This window comes from Kaistia nematophila (assembly GCF_026343855.1).
GTDB classification, from domain to species: domain Bacteria; phylum Pseudomonadota; class Alphaproteobacteria; order Rhizobiales; family Kaistiaceae; genus Kaistia; species Kaistia nematophila.
On record NZ_JAPKNK010000001.1, the window covers coordinates 374,640 to 391,645 of the forward strand.

Annotated in this window: 17 protein-coding genes; 4 read left to right on the top strand and 13 right to left on the bottom strand. The window is 67.7% G+C overall.

Annotated features, from left to right (window positions below; all coding sequences use genetic code 11):
- Nucleotides 1-82 precede the first annotated feature (82 nt).
- The gene (locus tag OSH07_RS01770; RefSeq protein ID WP_420909594.1) at nt 83-601 is read left to right on the top strand and encodes an SH3 domain-containing protein; all 519 of its coding nucleotides are present in this window, start codon (nt 83-85) and stop codon (nt 599-601) included.
- A gap of 137 nt (nt 602-738) precedes the next feature.
- Here the strand turns inward: OSH07_RS01770 and irrA are convergent, their stop codons facing one another.
- The 9 genes from irrA to OSH07_RS01815 all read right to left on the bottom strand — a co-directional run bounded on the left by irrA (nt 739) and on the right by OSH07_RS01815 (nt 8,554).
- The gene (irrA, locus tag OSH07_RS01775; protein ID WP_277614102.1) at nt 739-1,191 is read right to left on the bottom strand and encodes an iron response transcriptional regulator IrrA; all 453 of its coding nucleotides are present in this window, start codon (nt 1,189-1,191) and stop codon (nt 739-741) included.
- A gap of 265 nt (nt 1,192-1,456) precedes the next feature.
- Nucleotides 1,457-2,671, bottom strand: a complete 1,215-nt coding sequence (locus OSH07_RS01780) for an argininosuccinate synthase (protein WP_266336881.1) — start codon at nt 2,669-2,671, stop codon at nt 1,457-1,459.
- A gap of 121 nt (nt 2,672-2,792) precedes the next feature.
- Entirely contained in the window at nt 2,793-4,322 is a 1,530-nt protein-coding gene (locus OSH07_RS01785; RefSeq protein WP_266336882.1) for an ArnT family glycosyltransferase, read from the bottom strand.
- Nucleotides 4,306-5,190, bottom strand: coding sequence for a phosphatase PAP2 family protein (locus OSH07_RS01790; RefSeq protein WP_266336883.1), 885 nt, complete (start codon nt 5,188-5,190; stop codon nt 4,306-4,308). The genes OSH07_RS01785 and OSH07_RS01790 overlap by 17 nt, the downstream gene beginning before the upstream one ends.
- A 229-nt stretch (nt 5,191-5,419) precedes the next feature.
- Nucleotides 5,420-5,905 carry a bacterioferritin gene (gene bfr / locus OSH07_RS01795; protein ID WP_266336884.1) on the bottom strand — a complete coding sequence of 162 codons (486 nt, stop codon included), beginning with the start codon at nt 5,903-5,905 and terminating at the stop codon, nt 5,420-5,422.
- Nucleotides 5,906-6,003: 98 nt separating this feature from the next.
- Nucleotides 6,004-6,255, bottom strand: coding sequence for a (2Fe-2S)-binding protein (locus OSH07_RS01800; protein WP_266336885.1), 252 nt, complete (start codon nt 6,253-6,255; stop codon nt 6,004-6,006).
- 161 nt (nt 6,256-6,416) lie between these two features.
- Complete coding sequence (locus OSH07_RS01805; RefSeq protein WP_266336886.1) at nt 6,417-7,220, bottom strand: FAD binding domain-containing protein; 804 nt, start codon at nt 7,218-7,220, stop codon at nt 6,417-6,419.
- A gap of 18 nt (nt 7,221-7,238) precedes the next feature.
- Nucleotides 7,239-7,727 carry a (2Fe-2S)-binding protein gene (locus OSH07_RS01810; protein ID WP_266336887.1) on the bottom strand — a complete coding sequence of 163 codons (489 nt, stop codon included), beginning with the start codon at nt 7,725-7,727 and terminating at the stop codon, nt 7,239-7,241.
- Between the two features lie 131 nt (nt 7,728-7,858).
- A complete protein-coding gene (locus OSH07_RS01815; RefSeq protein ID WP_266336888.1) occupies nt 7,859-8,554 on the bottom strand; it encodes an SRPBCC family protein in 696 nt (231 codons plus the stop codon).
- A gap of 165 nt (nt 8,555-8,719) precedes the next feature.
- Here OSH07_RS01815 and OSH07_RS01820 point away from each other — a divergent pair, with 165 nt between their 5' ends.
- From OSH07_RS01820 to lspA, 3 genes are read left to right on the top strand one after another with little or no spacing between them, the layout of a single operon-like run.
- On the top strand, nt 8,720-9,700 hold the full coding sequence (locus OSH07_RS01820) for a class I SAM-dependent methyltransferase (RefSeq protein ID WP_266336889.1): 981 nt from the start codon (nt 8,720-8,722) through the stop codon (nt 9,698-9,700).
- Nucleotides 9,693-10,529, top strand: coding sequence for a TrmH family RNA methyltransferase (locus OSH07_RS01825; protein ID WP_266336890.1), 837 nt, complete (start codon nt 9,693-9,695; stop codon nt 10,527-10,529). Before OSH07_RS01820 ends, OSH07_RS01825 begins: the two co-directional genes overlap by 8 nt.
- 34 nt (nt 10,530-10,563) lie before the next feature.
- Complete coding sequence (gene lspA / locus OSH07_RS01830) at nt 10,564-11,085, top strand: signal peptidase II (RefSeq protein WP_266336891.1); 522 nt, start codon at nt 10,564-10,566, stop codon at nt 11,083-11,085.
- A gap of 168 nt (nt 11,086-11,253) precedes the next feature.
- Here the strand turns inward: lspA and OSH07_RS01835 are convergent, their stop codons facing one another.
- The 4 genes from OSH07_RS01835 to OSH07_RS01850 form a co-directional block, all read right to left on the bottom strand.
- Nucleotides 11,254-12,477, bottom strand: a complete 1,224-nt coding sequence (locus OSH07_RS01835) for a URC4/urg3 family protein (protein ID WP_266336892.1) — start codon at nt 12,475-12,477, stop codon at nt 11,254-11,256.
- Between the two features lie 198 nt (nt 12,478-12,675).
- Nucleotides 12,676-13,935, bottom strand: a complete 1,260-nt coding sequence (locus OSH07_RS01840; protein ID WP_266336893.1) for a GTP cyclohydrolase II — start codon at nt 13,933-13,935, stop codon at nt 12,676-12,678.
- Nucleotides 13,936-14,207: 272 nt separating this feature from the next.
- Nucleotides 14,208-15,221, bottom strand: a complete 1,014-nt coding sequence (locus OSH07_RS01845) for an aldose epimerase family protein (protein WP_266336894.1) — start codon at nt 15,219-15,221, stop codon at nt 14,208-14,210.
- 87 nt (nt 15,222-15,308) lie between these two features.
- Nucleotides 15,309-16,808: a phosphomannomutase/phosphoglucomutase gene (locus tag OSH07_RS01850; protein ID WP_266336895.1), complete on the bottom strand. Its 1,500-nt coding sequence runs from the start codon at nt 16,806-16,808 to the stop codon at nt 15,309-15,311.
- Nucleotides 16,809-17,006: the final 198 nt, after the last annotated feature.

Below are 17,006 nucleotides of genomic sequence, written 5' to 3' on the forward strand. Positions count from 1 at the left end.
TGAATGCGTGATGGTTTGGGCTGTGTTCCAGGGGATGTCCCGTCGGCTGCACAAGGCGCGCGCAATCCCCTCCGCGCTTGGCATGGCGATGGTCGCCGCGCTCGTCCTCGTCGCCCAGCCGACCGGCTCCGCCAACGCGCAGGGCGCCGCCGGCGCCGCGCCGAAACTTGGGCCAAGCGGCCTGCCTCTGCCGCGCTTCGTCTCGCTCAAGGCCGGCCGCGTCAATGTCCGCGTCGGTCCCGGCCAGGGCTACAAGGTCTCGTGGGTGTTCACCCGTTCGGCCCTGCCGGTCGAGATCGTGCAGGAATTCGACAATTGGCGCCGCATCCGCGATTCCGACGGCACCGAGGGCTGGGTTTTCCACAGCCTGCTCGTCGGCAAGCGCACCGCCGTGGTCGCGCCCTGGCAGGACGGCGACCCGCTGCCGATCCGCGCTGCGCCGAACGACACGGCCGAGATCACCGCCTATCTGCAGCCGAAGGTCGTCTCCTCGGTGGCGACCTGCGAGGGCGGCTGGTGCCGCCTGGTCGACAAGCGCTTTCGCGGCTGGATCAAGCAGACCAATCTCTGGGGCGTCTATCCGGACGAAGTGATCGACTGAGGGGCTTGCTTCGCTGCGCTCCCGCACCTGTCTTGCCTCGCCCGGCCGCGGCCACCATTCCTGCGCGCAAAAGCGAACAAACAAAAACGCCGCGCGGGTGGGCCGGCGCGGCGTTGTGAATTCGGTATCGGGCGGGATCAGCTGCCGATGCGGCGCAGGCGCACGACGATGTCGACGCGGGTGATTTCCATGCCTTCCGGCGGCACCGGCACGTCTTCCACGCGCAGCGACGACATCGGGATGTCGAGCACCCGATTCTCGCCTTCGACGAAGAAGTGGTGGTGGTCGTCGACATTGGTGTCGAAATAGGTCTTCGAGCCGTCGACGGCGACTTCGCGCAGCAGGCCGGCTTCGGTGAACTGGTGCAGCGTGTTGTAGACGGTGGCGAGCGACACCGGCACCCGATGGCTCATCGCTTCTTCGTGCAGGCCTTCGGCCGAGATGTGACGGTTGCCGCGCTCGAACAGGATTTCCGCGAGCGCCAGGCGCTGCCGGGTCGGACGCAGGCCCGCCGTACGCAGCATCACGCGCACTTCCGAAGCCTTCTTGTCGGCCGTGCGGGCTGCTTTCCTGACGAGATCCATACGCATCTTGCGGCCGTCCGTGTCTTGTGTCCGAGGCGCCGGCGCTTTCAGGCACCGGACCGGTCCCGCCCCCGAGGTGGGGGCCGGGCCAGTCCGAATAACCTAACTCTAAAATGAAGCTTTAGCAACAGGCCAATGACGTTGGCCTGTTGCCTCGCTTTTTCGGGCGTTTCCGGGTGAGCCGGCTATGGCTCCTAGGTCCGAAGACGCAACCGGGTTGAGCAATTTGCCTTTCCGCGTCCCTTCGAAACGCGAAAAGCTCGTCCGGGCCTCAGCCCTGCTTGTCGCGCGCGGCCAGCGTGCGCAGACGGAGCGCGTTCAACCGGATGAAGCCGGCCGCGTCCTTCTGGTCATAGGCGCCGCGATCGTCCTCGAAGGTGACGAGCGCGTCGGAATAGAGCGACTTCGGCGACGAGCGGCCGACGACGGTGGCGCTGCCCTTGTAGAGCTTCAGCCGGACCGTGCCCTCGACATGCTCCTGGCTCTTGTCGATCAGCGCCTGCAGCATCTCGCGCTCCGGCGAGAACCAGAAGCCGTAATAGATCAGCTCCGCATAGCGGGGCATGATCGAATCCTTCAAATGGGCGGCCTCGCGGTCGAGCGTCAGGCTCTCCATCGCGCGGTGCGCGGCGAGCAGGATGGTGCCGCCGGGGGTTTCGTAGATGCCGCGCGACTTCATGCCGACGAAGCGGTTCTCGACCAGGTCGAGACGGCCGATGCCGTTGTCGCGGCCGAGTTCGTTCAGCTTGGTCAGGATCGTCGCCGGCGACATGTGCACGCCGTTGATCGAAACCGCGTCGCCCTTCTCGAAGCCGATCTCGACATAGGTCGCGACGTCGGGCGCATCCTCCGGCGCGATGGTGCGCATGAAGACGTAGGGCGGGGCTTCCTGCGAGGGATCTTCCAGAACCTTGCCCTCGGAGGAGGAGTGCAGCAGGTTGGCGTCGACGGAGAACGGCGCCTCGCCGCGCTTGTCCTTCGGAACCGGGATCTGGTTCTTCTCGGCGAAATCGAGCAGGTCGGTGCGCGACTTGAAGCTCCATTCGCGCCAGGGCGCGATGACCTTGATGTTCGGGTTCAGCGCATAGGCCGAGAGCTCGAAGCGGACCTGGTCGTTGCCCTTGCCGGTGGCGCCATGGGCGACGGCGTCGGCGCCGACTTCGCGGGCGATCTCGACGAGGCGCTTGGCGATCAGCGGCCGGGCGATCGAGGTGCCGAGCAGGTAGGTGCCCTCGTAGAGGGCGTTGGCGCGGAACATCGGGAACACGAAGTCGCGGACGAATTCCTCGCGCACGTCCTCGATGTAGATCTGCTTGATGCCCATCATCTCGGCCTTCTTGCGGGCCGGCTCGAGCTCTTCGCCCTGACCGAGGTCGGCGGTGAAGGTGACGACTTCGGCGCCGTATTCGAGCTGGAGCCACTTCAGGATGATGGAGGTGTCGAGCCCGCCGGAATAGGCGAGGACGACCTTCTTGACATCGGACATGGTAAGGCCGTTTCCGCGAAGATGAAGGATGGCTGCGCTTATAGTATGCGCGCCACCCGCCAGCAACCGCAGCGGCGTTGGGCCTGGCCTGCGCGCGGCGCGCCACGCGCCGCCGAGAACCCTAGTCCGCGTCGCGGACGCAGAGCGGCACGGTCCTGAGCGGCGCGATTGGCTGGTCGAGCCGGAACAGCTGGTATTGCCGGCTTGAACCCGGGCCGCTCGGGATCGTCAGCCGGCCCTTGTCCTCGACGCCGCCGAAGAAGGGGCCGAGCCGGGCCGCCTCGGCGCAGCCGGCGACGAGCAGGGCAGGGCCGGTCGGCGCATGATCGACGATGCTGCGGGTCAGCTCGAACTGGTTGTCCGGGCCGGGATCGTCGGGCCAGACGGTGACCGCGACGGGGTCGTTGCGCAGGTAGTAGACGAGCGCCGCCGCGTCGGCGCGGCTGAGCGTCACCACCATGGTCGCGCCGGATGCCTTCGCCTCGGCGCGGACGGCATCGCCGAGGCGGCTCCAGCCGAGCACCTGCTTGTAGATGTCGCCATGCTTCAGGAGCGGCAGCTTCACCTTGTCGGCGATGGTGTTGCCGGCGATGAGCACGACCTGCGCGACGATGCCGATGACGAGGCCGGCGCGCACCAGTGAGAAGCGGTCGGCGCGGATCAGGAAGGCGGTGCCGACGAGGGCGCTGGCGACCAGGCCGGAGGCGGCCCAGTTGGCGTTGGTGACGGTGAGCACGCTGGCGATTGTGACGACCAGGATCACCGGCAGCGCGAAGGCGAGCAGCATCCGGTCCTCGTCCGGCACGCCCTTGCGCCAGGCGGCGATCGCCGCGGCGAAGGCGCCGCCCATCAGGAACGGCCCGATGATGCCGAACTGGGCGGCGAGGAAGCCGATGGCGTTGCCGAGGCTGATCTTCAGGCCGTCGCCCGAGATGTTCTCGTTGGTGTGGCGCAGCGTGACCAGGTGGTTGTTGAGGTTCCAGCCGATGTTGGGCGAGAGCAGCAGCAGCCCGATCGCGACGGCGAGCCAGAACCGGCCGGAGCGGATGACGGCGCGCGACTGCGGGTCGAGGACGGCGGCGATCAGCGCGCAGCCGACGAAATAGGCCATGGCGTATTTCGCCAGCAGGCCGCAGCCGAGCGCGAAGCCGAGCAGCAGGCTCCAGCGATAGCCGCCGCCGGCTCGCAGCCGGACGAAGGCGTAGAGCGACAGCGCCCAGAAGAACAGCAGCAGCACGTCGGTCGACATGATCGCCGACGAGAAGGCGACACCCGGCGCGAAGGCGAAGCCGAGCGACGCCCAGAAGGCGATGCGGTGGTCGTAGAGCCTGACGGCGGTGGCGTAGATCAGCAGCGAGGTGCCGAAATAGAACAGCGGCGACGGCGCCCGCACGCAGGCGACGCCCGTGCCGCAGACCATGTTGGCGGCGGCGATGGTCCAGCCGATCAGCGGCGGCTTGGAGAAATAGCCGAAGGCGAGATGCTGCGACCAATCCCAGTATTGCGCCTCGTCGACCTGCAGGTCGGTCACCGAGAAGCGCAGCGCCAGCAGGCGTGCCAGCGTGATGACGGCCAGGAGGAGGACGAGCAGGCCGACGCGGCTTTCCGCGACGGGCCGCGCGCCGGCATGCATCTCAATTCGGTGGGTCAACTCTGTCCGGTCCGCTGCGATGGTCCGAGGTTCGCTGCCGCGCAATACGCCCCAACGCGGCCCGAGACGCAAGGGCAAGCTGGCCGAGCGCGCTTTCGGTCGCAGCGTCGATGCGGCTGCGGAACGGCTCCTCCAGCATGAGGCGGGCGAGGCCGAACATGACGACGAGCGTGATGGCCCAGGAAATCAGTATGTCGGAGAGGAAATGGCCGCCGAAGGCGAGCCGGTTCAGCGACAGGGCGAAGGCGAGCAGCCCGATGCCGGCCGCGAGCGCGGGCCGGTAGCGCGGCGGCGCCAGCAGCACGAGGCCGAGCAGCCAGAACGCGGACGCCGCCTCGCCGGAGACGAAGGAGCAATTGGACTGGCAGGCTCCGCTGATCGTCCACGCCGTCTCGAACGGCGCTGCGCCGCCGAAGAGGTCGACCTGGATCGGGCGCGGCCGGCCCCAGAGGCTCTTCAGGATGCCATTGACGATCAGCCCCGGCCCGAGCGCCAGCGAGGCGAGCAGGAACCAGATGTGGCTGGCGCGGATCGGCATCCGGCGCGGCGAGCGGACGAGCTGCATGGCGAGGCCGGCGATAAGGACGGCGCAAGCCAGCACGACGAGGTTCTTGCCGAGCGCGCGCAGGGCGACGAGCGACGGATTCTGCGTCGCCGGGAAGCCGCCATCGGCATGGAAGAGGGCGGCGACATGGAGGTCGAGGCCGGGAAACGCGATGAAGAAGAGCGAGACGGCGGCGAGCATGCCCATCGCCCCGTAGAGCCGCGTCAGCGATAGCGGGGCGTCGCCGGGTCGGGCGCGCAGGGGGGGCGCGGTCTTGCCGCCGGCCGAAAAGTCCCTGTGTGGAACCGCCTGTCGTTCTGCCATCACCCGGCCCCCGCTGCCGCCCCGGATACGCCGCATGGCGCCATGGCGGACAGGAATACGGCAGGCTCTGTGACAGGATCAGGACAGTGGCTGGGGTGATGATCGCTGCCCCGGCGGGGTTTTCCGAGCCGGCAAAAGAAAACCGGCGCCGGCGCGGTGTGGTGTACCGCGGCGGCGCCGGCGAGCCTCGGATGACGCCGAGGCTAACGGAACCTGTGCTGGCGCGAAGCTATTCGGCTTCGTTGCTCGGGGCCGCCTGCAGCTGGTAGTAGAACTCCTTGCCGAGGTCGTTCAGCAGGCCAAGCTGAGTCTCGAGGAAGTCGATGTGGCCTTCCTCGTCCTTCATCAGCTCTTCGAACAGCGCCATGGAGACATAGTCGCCGGCGGCGAAGCAGACGTCGCGGCCTTCCTTGTAGTAGTTCCGCGCCGTGTATTCGCCGCGCAGGTCCGCCTCGAGCACTTCCTTGATGTTCTGGCCGATCTCGAGCGGGTCGAGCACCTGCAGGTTGGGGAAGCCTTCGAGGAAGATGATGCGCGCGATCAGCTTGTCGGCGTGGTGCATCTCCTCGATCGATTCGGCACGCTCCTTCTTGGCGAGCTTGGCGTAGCCCCAATCCTCGGTGAGCCGGTAGTGCAGCCAGTACTGGTTGACCGCGGTCAGCTCGAGGCGAAGCGCCCGGTTGAGATATTCGATGACCTTGGCATCACCCTTCATCGCGGCACCCTTTTGTCTGGAATAGTTCTAATCCAGACTAGGGTGCGTCGCGTCGATGGTCAAACGCGATTTGCACCCGGCAGGGTTGGTGCCTGGGTTCAGCCGAACAGCGCGACGTCTTCCGGCTCTTCCGCGCCGCTGCCGAGCGGTTCGGGGCAGGTGATGATGGCGCCCGATTCGGCGAGCAGCTTGCGCACCAGCGCGAAGCAGACCGTGCATTGCGCCTTCATGCCGAGGGCGCGGTAGACGCGGGCGGGCGTCAACGGCCGCCCCGGCGTTTCACGCGCCAGGCGTTCGGCGGTTTCGAGGATCAGTGCCTTGGTGAGGGTATTGCAGGAACAGACGATCATGACAGGGGACTGGGGTTGCCTCCGTGGGCTTCCGTTTGGTCAAAGATAGACGTTGCCGGCGCAATCCGCCACCGGACTGCCAATCTTCTTCCGGTTGTGCCGCACCCCGTCGCGCGTTCAGTCGTTTTCCGCCGCGATGAGGGCGTTTCGATGACGCCGGATCATGCGAGGGCGGCGGCGACCGCCCGCTTCGCCATGACCTTGACCAGGTTGGCCCGGTAGGCGGCCGATCCGTGCAGGTCGGCCAGCATGTTCGTCGCGTCGACGGAAACGCCGTCGAGCGCCGCCGGATCGAAGCGCGCGGTGAGCGCCGCCTCGAAGGCGGGGTCGCGATAGACGCCGTCCTGCCCGGCGCCGGTGACGCCGACCCGCGCCTCGCCGTCCGCGAACTGCGCCACGAACACGCCCGCCATGGCATAGCGCGAGGCGGGATTGGGAAACTTGGCATAGGCCGCGCGCACGGGAACCGGGAAGCGGACCGCGACGAGGATCTCGCCTTCCTCCAGCGTCGTCGTGAACAGGCCCTGGAAGAAATCCTGCGCCGCGATTTCGCGTCGCGTCGTCACGATGGTCGCGCCGAGCGCCAGCACGGCGGCGGGATAGTCGGCGGCCGGGTCGTCATTGGCCAGCGAGCCGCCGATCGTGCCGCGATGGCGCACATGCGGGTCGCCGATCTGGCCGGCGAGCGCCGCGAGCGCCGGCAGGGCGGCGCGGATCTCGGCCGAGGCGGCGACATCGGCATGGACGACGCCGGCGCCGATCGTCACGGTTCCCTCGGCAATTGTGATCCCCTTCAGTGCCGGCAGCCGGCCGAGATCGACGAGGTCTGTCGGCGCGGCGAGGCGCTGCTTCATCGTCGGCAGCAGCGTCATGCCGCCGGCGAGATAACGGCCCTCGGCGGCGGCGGCGAACAGGCTCTCGGCCTCGGCGAGATCGCGCGGACGATGATAGTTCGTCTCGTACATGGCGACTCCCTCCCTGGTTCACTCCGCCGCGCGGCGCAGGCCGGCCATGCGGTCGGCGGCGGCCCGGATGGCGCGGACGATGTTGTGGTAGCCGGTGCAGCGGCAGATATTGCCCTCGAGCTCGTGCCGGATCGTCGCCTCGTCGAGTTCGGCGTCATGCCGCTCGATCATGTCGATTGCGGCCATGATCATGCCCGGCGTGCAGAAGCCGCATTGCAGGCCGTGATGTTCGTGAAACGCTGCCTGCACCGGATGCAGCGCGCCGTCCCGCGCCAGTCCCTCGATCGTCAGCACGGTCGAGCCGTCGGCCTGCGCTGCCAGCATGGTGCAGGACTTGATGGCCCTGCCGTCGACATGAACGACGCATGCGCCGCATTGCGAGGTATCGCAGCCGACATGCGTGCCGGTCAGGCCGAAGGTTTCGCGCAGCAGGCTGACGAGCAGCGTCCGCCCCTCGACATCCGCCTGCCGCACGGTGCCGTTGACCGTGACGGAGATGCTTGTCATCCAACGCCTCCTTTCCGGCTGCCCTTGCGGGACCCCGAAACCTCTGACGACGCCAGTCTTTCCCTTTCGGGTCGGACCGCCCCGGAGGCGATTTCCCCGGAGCGTCCTTCTTGCTCGATGTCGAACCAGGCCTAGCGGCTGACGACCGCCAGGAAGAGGATGACGACGATCAGCGCCAGCAGGCCCCATACATAGGGGCCGCCCAGGAAGCCGCGTCCGGCCGCGACCTCGACCTCTTCCTCGATCTCTTCCGCGACTTCGCCGAGATCGAGCGATTCGTCGTCGATCTTGTGCTCGATGCGGTCGGTCAGTTCCTCGCGGGCGGCCGCGTCGGCGGGCTCGGCATCGGTCGGGGTGGTCAGGGTGGGTGAGGCCATCGTCGGCTCGTCTCCAGAAAGTCGGGTGGCAAAAGCGCCGAAGAACTCGTCGGCCAGCTTCTTCGCGGTTGTGTCTATCAGTCTTGAGCCGAGTTGCGCCAGCTTGCCGCCGACCTGCGCCCTGGCGTCATAGGTCAGCACGGTCGCGTCGCCGTCCTCGGCGAGGCGGACATCGGCGCCGCCCTTGGCGAAACCTGCGACTCCGCCCTTGCCCTCGCCGGTGATGGTGTAGCTTTCCGGCGCGTGCACATTGGAGAAGGTGACCTGGCCGACGAAGGTCGCCTTCACCGGCCCGACCTTGGCAGTGACCCTGGCGCTCATGGCGTCGTCCGCCGTGCGCTCCAGCGCCTCGCAGCCGGGAATGCAGGCCTTCAGGACTTCCGGGTCGTTCAACGCCTGCCAGACCGCGTCGCGGCTGGCGGGAATGCGATATTCGCCCGTCATCTCCATCGATCGTCGTCCTCGTCCGCCGGCCGACCGTTTTCGCCGCGTGCATCCACGCGCGGGTCGCCTGTGAGTTTATCTTGCATGGGCCCCCCGGAACGGCAAGCCGGCCGTCGTCTCGCTTGCCAGGACGAGATTGGCTTTCGCCGCGGCGAACGCTATGAACCGACCATGACGATCGCTTCCGACATTCCCCATTCCGCCTCCGGCGCGACAGCGCCCGCGTCCCGCTGGCCGGTCATGCTGACGACCGAGGGCTGGCCCGACTATGCGCTGATCGATTCCGGCCATGGCCGCAAGCTCGAGCGCTATGGTCCCTACCGCATCGTGCGGCCCGAGGCGCAGGCGCTGTGGACGCCGCGTCTCTCCGCCGAGGAATGGGATCGCGCCGACGCGATCTTCACCGGCGCCAAGGACGAGGATTCCGACGGCCGCTGGAAATACAGGAAGCCGATCGGCGAGACCTGGCCGATGGCCTGGCCGCTGCCGCGCGCCGTCGGCGAGGGCGAGGTGCGTTTCCTCGGCCGCTTCACCGCCTTCCGACATGTCGGCTTCTTCCCCGAGCAGGAGATGCACTGGGCCTGGTTTGGCAAGAAGATCCGCGAGGCGCAATATGCCGATCCGAAGCGGCAGCCGAAGGTGCTGAACCTGTTCGGCTATACCGGCATCGCTTCCTTCGTCGCCGCCATGGCGGGCGCGCAGGTGACGCATGTCGACGCCTCGAAGAAGGCGATCGGCTGGGCGCGCGACAATCAGCAGATGTCGGGGATCGCCGACCTGCCGGTGCGCTGGATCGTCGACGACGCGATGAAGTTCGTGCAGCGCGAGGTGCGTCGCGGCTCGAAATATGACGGCGTCATCCTCGACCCGCCGAAATTCGGTCGCGGCCCGAATGGCGAGGTCTGGGACATCTTCGAGCGCCTGCCCGAGATGATGGCGCTCTGCCGCCAGCTTCTCGCCGACGACGCGCTGTTCCTCTGCCTTTCCGCCTATTCGATCCGCGCCTCGTTCATGGCGATCCACGAGACCTCGGCCGAGGCGCTTTCGGGCCTGCCGGGCACGCTCGAATCCGGCGAGCTGCTGATCCGCGAGGAAGGCGGCGGCCGTTTCCTTTCCACGTCGCTCTTTTCCCGGTGGTCCCGCGATGGCTGATCATTCCGACATTGCCGCGCCCGGCGCGGTCAGGACCATCACGAGCCTGACCAATCCGACGATCAAGGACATTCGCGGCCTCGCTTTGCCGAAGAACCGCAAGGAAAGCGGCCTGTTCGTCACCGAGGGCATGAAGCTGGTCGCCGACGCGGTCGAGGAAAACTGGCCGATCAAGATCCTTGTCTATGGCGCCAAGGTCGCCGACCACCCCGTCGTCAAGCGCGTCGCCACCACGGCGCGGGCGCGCGGCGGCGACGTGCTCGAAGTCTCGGAAGCGGTGCTGTCTAAGATCACCCGCCGCGACAATCCGCAGATGGTCGTCGGCGTGTTCGAGCAGAAGCTGACGCCGAAGAGCGAGGTCCGGCCGGGCCCCGCCGGCGTCTGGGTTGCGCTCGAGGGCATCAAGGATCCCGGTAATCTCGGCACCATCATCCGCACGGCGGACGCGGTCGGCGCCGAGGGCGTCATCCTGGTCGGCGACACGGTCGATCCGTTCGGCGTCGAGGCGGTGCGCGCCACCATGGGCTCGATCTTCCACATGAAGCTCGCCCGCATGGCCGTCGACGAGTTCAAGGCCTGGCGGAAGGGCTGGCCCGGCATCGTCGTCGGCACCCATCTTTCCGGCAAGTCGGACTATCGCGCCGTCGACTATGACCGGCCGGTGATGCTGTTCATGGGCAACGAGCAGTCGGGCCTGCCCGACGACCTCGCCGCGCTCTGCGATCACCTGGTCAAGATCCCGCAGGCGGGCAGGGCGGATTCGCTCAACCTGGCGATCGCCACCGGCGTGATGCTCTACGAGATCCGCCGCGACAAGCTGAAGCTCTGACAACAGGCAGGACGACGATGAAGGCTTGGACGCGATGACGCCAGAGACGGACACCGAGGCCGCCCCCGCCGCCACCCGCATTCCCGGCCCGCTCTCGGCGCTCGGCCTCGCCATCGTGGGGCTGACCGTTGTCGTCGACCAGTTGTCGAAATGGATCGCCGACGCCAATCTGGTCTACCAGCAGGGCATCGAGCTGATCCCGTCCCTGCTGGCGCTCTATCGCGTCAACAACACCGGCATCGCGTTTTCGCTCGGCAACAGCGCCGACAGCCTGATCCTGATCGCCCTGACGGCGGTGGTGACGGCGGTCGTGATCTATGTCTGGCGCGGCTCGACCGAGGGCGGCCGGATCGCCGCCACCGGTTTCGCGCTGATCGTCGGCGGCGCGCTCGGCAACCTGATCGACCGCGTCTGGCACGGCCACGTCATCGATTTCCTGTTCCTGCACTGGAACGAGCGCGGCTTCTTCGTCTTCAACCTCGCCGACGTCGCGCTCACCATCGGCCCGATCCTGCTCGCCTGGGTCTATCTGCTGCAGCCGGGCAAGAAGGGCTGAGGCTGTTCCTGATCGGCCGCCCCCTCGCCACCTCTCCCATGGGGAGAGGTCGGAGCGAAGCTCCGGGTGAGGGGTTGCGATCTCTCCGGTGAGGGCTGAACCCCTCACCCGCCGGCCTCCGGCCGTCGACCTCTCCCCGTGGGAGAGGTGAAGCAACCAATCCGATCCCTAAAACACCGTCCCGTCGCTTTCGATCGTGAGCGGCGGGACGCCGTCGGCGCGCTTTTCGCGGGCGATGCGGCGGCCGGCCGACCAGGTGCCGCCCTCCAGCACCTTCGCCAGCGGCAACGAATCGGCATCCAGCCCCAGCTTGTCGCGGATCAGCCGCGCGGTGCGGTCGAGCAGCGCCACGGTTAGCGCGCGCCATTCGACGATGAACTCGTCGCCCGCCTTCCAGCGCCGCTTGACGGCGGACGCATCCTTCGGCACCAGCACGCCTAAATCGAGGAACAACCCGCCATTGCGGTATTCCGGCAGGCCAGTCAGTCCGTCGAGGTCGATCACCTCGACGCCGGTCCAGATCAGCGGTTCGATCAGCGAATAGGTCAGCCACTGCGACAGCTTGTGGAACGGCATCAGACCGGCGGTGGCGTCGTCGGTGACAAGCTTGCGGTGCTCGAAGGTGTCGCCGAGCGCCACGCCGTCGCGCAGCAGCCGGCCCGGCCAGATCGGCCCGAACGCCTCCAGCACCAGTTCGAGGATTCTGGGCGCCGACACGCGGCCGTCGGCGTCGGCGGTGGCGAGCACGGCGTCGAACAGGCCGCCCGGCCGCGCCTCGCCGGTGCCGAAGAGGTCGGGCCGGTCCGCGACCACCCGGCCGAGCGCGTTCAGCAGCCTGGCCCGGCCGTCGAGCCCGACCATCGGGTTCTCGGCCGTGACCTGGAAGCCCTCGGCGAGATCGGCCGCGTCGAGCACGGCGAGCGCCGCCGCGTCGGCGCGCAGCGGGTCGGCCGGATCCTGCGAGAACAGGCCCGAGGCGAACATGGCGAAGCTGGCGACCCCCAGCCCTTCCGAGCGTGAATAGGTCTCGCCGGTCGCCGCCTCGTGGTAGCGCCAGTCCGGTCCGGCGCCGGCATCGAGCAGCACGCTGACGATGGCGAGGTCATAGGCGGTGCGGCCGAAGCGGATGGGATCGGTGATGCCGGCCGCGTCGATCAGCCCGCCGAAGCGGTCGATCCGTCCGGCCTCGAAATGACGCCAGCGGGAATGGAACGGAATGTCGAGGTCCGGATAGCTTTCGCGCGCCGTATCGATCACGAAGTCCGCCACCGTCGGCAGCCGGTCGAGGTCGACGGCGAAATGGTCGAGCTTGCCGGCGACGCCGAGTTCGAGCAGCCGGTTGGCGCGCTCGCGCACGGCGGCGGCGGTGAGGAGGGAGGGGATCGAGGCCAAGGGATGCTCCGGCAGGACGAGAGGTCGGACAGGGACAAGGTGTACGGCGTTTCCGAAGAGGGCGTAAACCCTCGCCCGGAGCGTCGCCCCGACCTATCCCTCGAGGCGGAGGCAAGAGTTGCGTCCGTCCCGACCGCTGGATGCCGTCTCCGGAGGTCTCCTCCCCGCAAGGGGGAGGGGACCGTTTGCGGCCCGCCCTCAGTATTTCTCCAGCGAGCGGCCGATGGTGTGGGCGAGCTCGTCAGCCGTCGGCGGCGCGTCGGCGGTGAAATAGCCGGCCGCCTTCTTCGCCTCCATCTCGACGCGCGCATCGATCGGGATCAGTTCGTCCGGGATCGGCACCCGTTCGCCGATCGCGATGCCGGAGCCGGTGATGGCGTCGAACTTCATGTCCGACATCGAGACGAAGCGATCGATCTTGGTGATCCCCAGCCAGTGCAGCACATCGGGCATCAATTGCTGGAAGCGCGCGTCCTGCACGCCGGCGACGCATTCGGTCCGCTCGAAATAGGTGGCGGCCTGGTCGCCGCCCTCCTGCCGCTTGCGGGCGTTGTAGACGAGGAACTTCGTCACTTCGCCGAGCGCGCGGCCTTCCTTGCGGTTGTAGACGATCAGGCCGACGCCGCCCGCCTGCGCCTCCTTCACCGCCTCCTCGATGCCGTGCACGAGATAGGGCCGGCAGGTGCAGATGTCGGAGCCGAACACGTCGGAGCCGTTGCATTCGTCGTGCACGCGGCAGGCGAGGCGGCGCGCCGGATCGGCCAGCGCGGCCGGATCGCCGAAGATGTAGAGCGTCATGCCGCCGATCGGCGGCAGGAAGACCTCGAGGTCGGGCCGGGTGACGAGCTCGGGATACATGCCGCCGGTCTGCTCGAACAGGGTGCGGCGCAACTGCTCCTCGCTGACGCCGAAGCGTCCGGCGATGCCCGGCAGGTGCCAGACCGGGTCGATCGCCGCCTTGGTGACGGCGACGTCGCCATTGTCGTGCACGATGGCGCCGTCGATCGGCAGCCGCTTCAGCCGAATCGCCTCGTGCAGCTCGATCATGGTGAGCCGCGCTTTGGTGATGGCGATGGTCGGGCGGATGTCGACGCCCTCGGCGATGCGGTCGGCGAAGATCTGCGCGGCGAGATGGCCGAACGGGTCGAGCGAGACGATCCTGCCGGGCTCCGACCATTGCGGATGCGGCCCGATCGGCGTGACCGGCGCGGTGTTGCGGAAATCGGGCCGCTGGATCGGGTTGAGCGCGCCGGAGGAGACGGCGAGCGCGCGATAGAGCGAATAGGAGCCGCCATGCGTGCCGACGGTGTTGCGGTCGGCCGGGTTCGACACGGTGCCGATGACGGGGCCGCGCTTCAGCGGATCGGCATTTCCCCAGCGGATCGGAAAGCGGACCGGCGCCTGGGCGCCTGGATGCGAGGTGAGACGGATATGCGTCGAACGGTTGATCGTCGTCATGATGCTCCAGCGAACCGGACTGCGAGAGCACGTCAGAATGGGCCGCGCCGCTGCGGAAGGGAAGAAAAATCGCGTGTTTGGAGCGGTTCCGCGAAGCGCGCCCCCTGCGTCATCCCCGCGCAGGCGGGGATCCATGCCGCCGAAGCATGGGGAGGCTCGCTTGTCCCGAAACCCGGCTGGATGGATCCCGGGTCAGGCCCGGGATGACGGCGAGGGTGGGGACCGTGGATGTGTCCCCTCCCGCGTGAGGGAGGGGACGGGATGTGTTGTCCTCAGCCCGTGCGGCTGAAGCGGAACAGGGTTTCCTGGTGGTAGGTCTCGCCGGGGCGGAGCACCGCGCTCGGGAAATCCTTCTGGTTCGGCGCGTCGGGGAAGAGCTGCGCCTCCAGGCAGAGGCCGGCATTGGCGCCATAGACCTCGCCGTTGATGCCCTTGTCCTTCGAGGCCACCATCTGGCCGCCATAGAACTGCACGCCGGGCTCGGTCGAGGTGACTTCCAGCGCGACGCCGCTCTTCGACGAGGCGAGCACGGCGATCGGCTGCGGCGTCGATACCTTCTCGCGCCGGACCACCATGTTGTGGTCGTAGCTCTCGACGACGCCGTCATGGCCCTCGCCGAAGCGCCGGCCGTTGCGGAAGTCGTATTCGGTGCCGGCGACGGGGCGGAACTCGCCGGTCGGGATCTTGCCGGCGTCGATCGGCAGGTAGGTCTCGGCCGGGATCGTCAGCACATGGTCGCGGATGGTGCCGGCGCCGTCGAGGTTGAAATAGCTGTGCTGCGCCAGGTTCACCAGCGTCGGCTTGTCGGTGGTGGCGGAAATTTCGGTCTTCAGCGTGCCGGGCGCCTCGATCGAATAGGTCAGCTCGACCTCGACCTTGCCGGGATAGCCTTCCTCGCCGTCGGCGCTGGTGATGCCGAGCGTCACGCTGGACGGGCTGGAGCGCAGCAGCGTCCAGACGCGGGTGCCGAAGCCGTCGAAGCCGCCATGCAGGTGGTTCGGCGCCTCGTTCTGCGACACCTGGTAGTCCTGGCCGTCGATCGAGAAGCGGCCCTCGGCGATGCGGTTGGCGAAGCGGCCGGCGATCGCGCCGAAATAGGTGCGGTTGCGCCGATAGGCCTCGATGTTGTCGTAGCCGAGCACCAGAGGATGCGGCACGCCGGCAAGCCGGATGTCCTGGATGACGGCGCCGAAGGTCAGGATCGTGGCCGTCAGGTCGCCGTTCGAAATGGTGACGGACTTGACGGGGGTGCCATCCGGCATCGTGCCGAAGGTGCGGGAAGTCATGGGCATTCTCTCCGTTGGGTGTTTTTCTCTGCGTTTATTATCGGCCCGGACCGGCGTGCCGGCCGCGGGCTTATTGGGATCAAAAGATCAGATCGTCTGGTTGTAGGCGCCGACTTCCGGATTCTCGCGAAGCGTTTCGTCGACCGATTTGAACATCTCGCGCATGCGCGCTTCCGAGACCGGGCTCTCGACCACGACGACCAGCTCCGGCTTGTTCGACGAGGCGCGCACGAGGCCCCAGGTGCCGTCCTCGTTGACGACGCGCACGCCGTTGACGGTGACGAGGTCGATGATCTTCTGGCCGGCGACCAGCTCGCCCTTCGCCTTCTTCTCCTCGAAGCGCTTCACCACCCTGTCGATGACGCTGTATTTCTTCTCGTCGTCGCAATGCGGCGACATGGTCGGCGAGCCCCAGGTCTTGGGCAGCGCGTTCTTCAGCTCGGCCATGCTCTTGCCGGGGTTGCGGTCGAGCATGTCGAGGATGGCGAAGGCGGAGACAAGGCCGTCGTCATAGCCGCGGCCGATCGGCTTGTTGAAGAAATAGTGGCCGGATTTCTCGAAGCCGGCCAGCGCGTTCAGGGCGTGCACCCGGCGCTTCAGGTAGGAGTGGCCGGTCTTCCAGTAATCGGCCTTGGCGCCATTGGCGATCAGCACTGGATCGGTGGCGAACAGGCCGGTCGACTTGACATCGACGACGAAGGTCGAATTCGGGTGCAGCGCCGACAGGTCGCGCGCCAGCATCACGCCGACCTTGTCGGCGAAGATCTCCTCGCCCTCGTTGTCGACGACGCCGCAGCGGTCGCCGTCGCCGTCGAAGCCGAGGCCGACCGCCGCGCCATGCTCGAGCACCGCGTCGCGGATCGCGTGCAGCATCTTCATGTCTTCGGGGTTCGGATTGTAGCGCGGGAAGGTGTAGTCGAGCTCGGCATCCATCGGGATGACCTCGGCGCCGATCATCTCCAGCGCCCGGGGCGCGAAGGCGCCGGCCGTGCCGTTGCCGCAGGCGGCGATCACCTTGATCGGGTGCTTGAGCTTCGGCCGGTTGGTGATGTCGGCGAGATAGCGGGCCGGGAAGTTCTCGTGGAAGACATAGGAGCCGCCGCCGGAGAGGTCGAAGGCGGCCGTGAGCACGATCTCCTTCAGCCGGCTCATCTCGTCGGGGCCGAAGGTCAGCGGCCGCGCCGCGCCCATCTTGACGCCGGTCCAGCCATTCTCGTTGTGCGAGGCGGTGACCATGGCGACGGCCGGCACGTCGAGGTCGAACTGGGCGAAATAGGCCATCGGCGTCACGGCGAGGCCGATGTCGTGCACCTTGACGCCCGCCGCCATCAGGCCGTTGACGAGCGCCTGCTTGATCGATGCCGAATAGGAGCGGAAGTCGTGGCCGGTGACGAGCTCGCGCGCGACGCCGAGCTCGCCGAGCAGCGTGCCGAGGCCCATGCCGAGCGCCTGCACGCCCATCAGGTTGATCTCGTCCCCGAACAGCCAGCGCGCGTCGTACTCCCGGAAGCCCGTCGGCTTCACCATCGGCTTCGATTCGAAGTCGTAGGTGTTGGGGACGAGCTTGGGTACCGGCGTCGGAAACATGGGGGACTCCCGTTCGAATAGGCTGGAGCGGAGATTGGCGTGGAAATCATTGCCAAAGCAACACCATAGCGGGTGCCGCCGGCAGGTTGCGCGCCGAAAGCGGCGGAATGCGCGGCGGGTGGCGCCGCGCCCGCGGCCCGCCCTCCGGTAAACCCGCGGCCGCCGCGCCGGTTCCGCCCCGGGCGATCGGTGGGACCC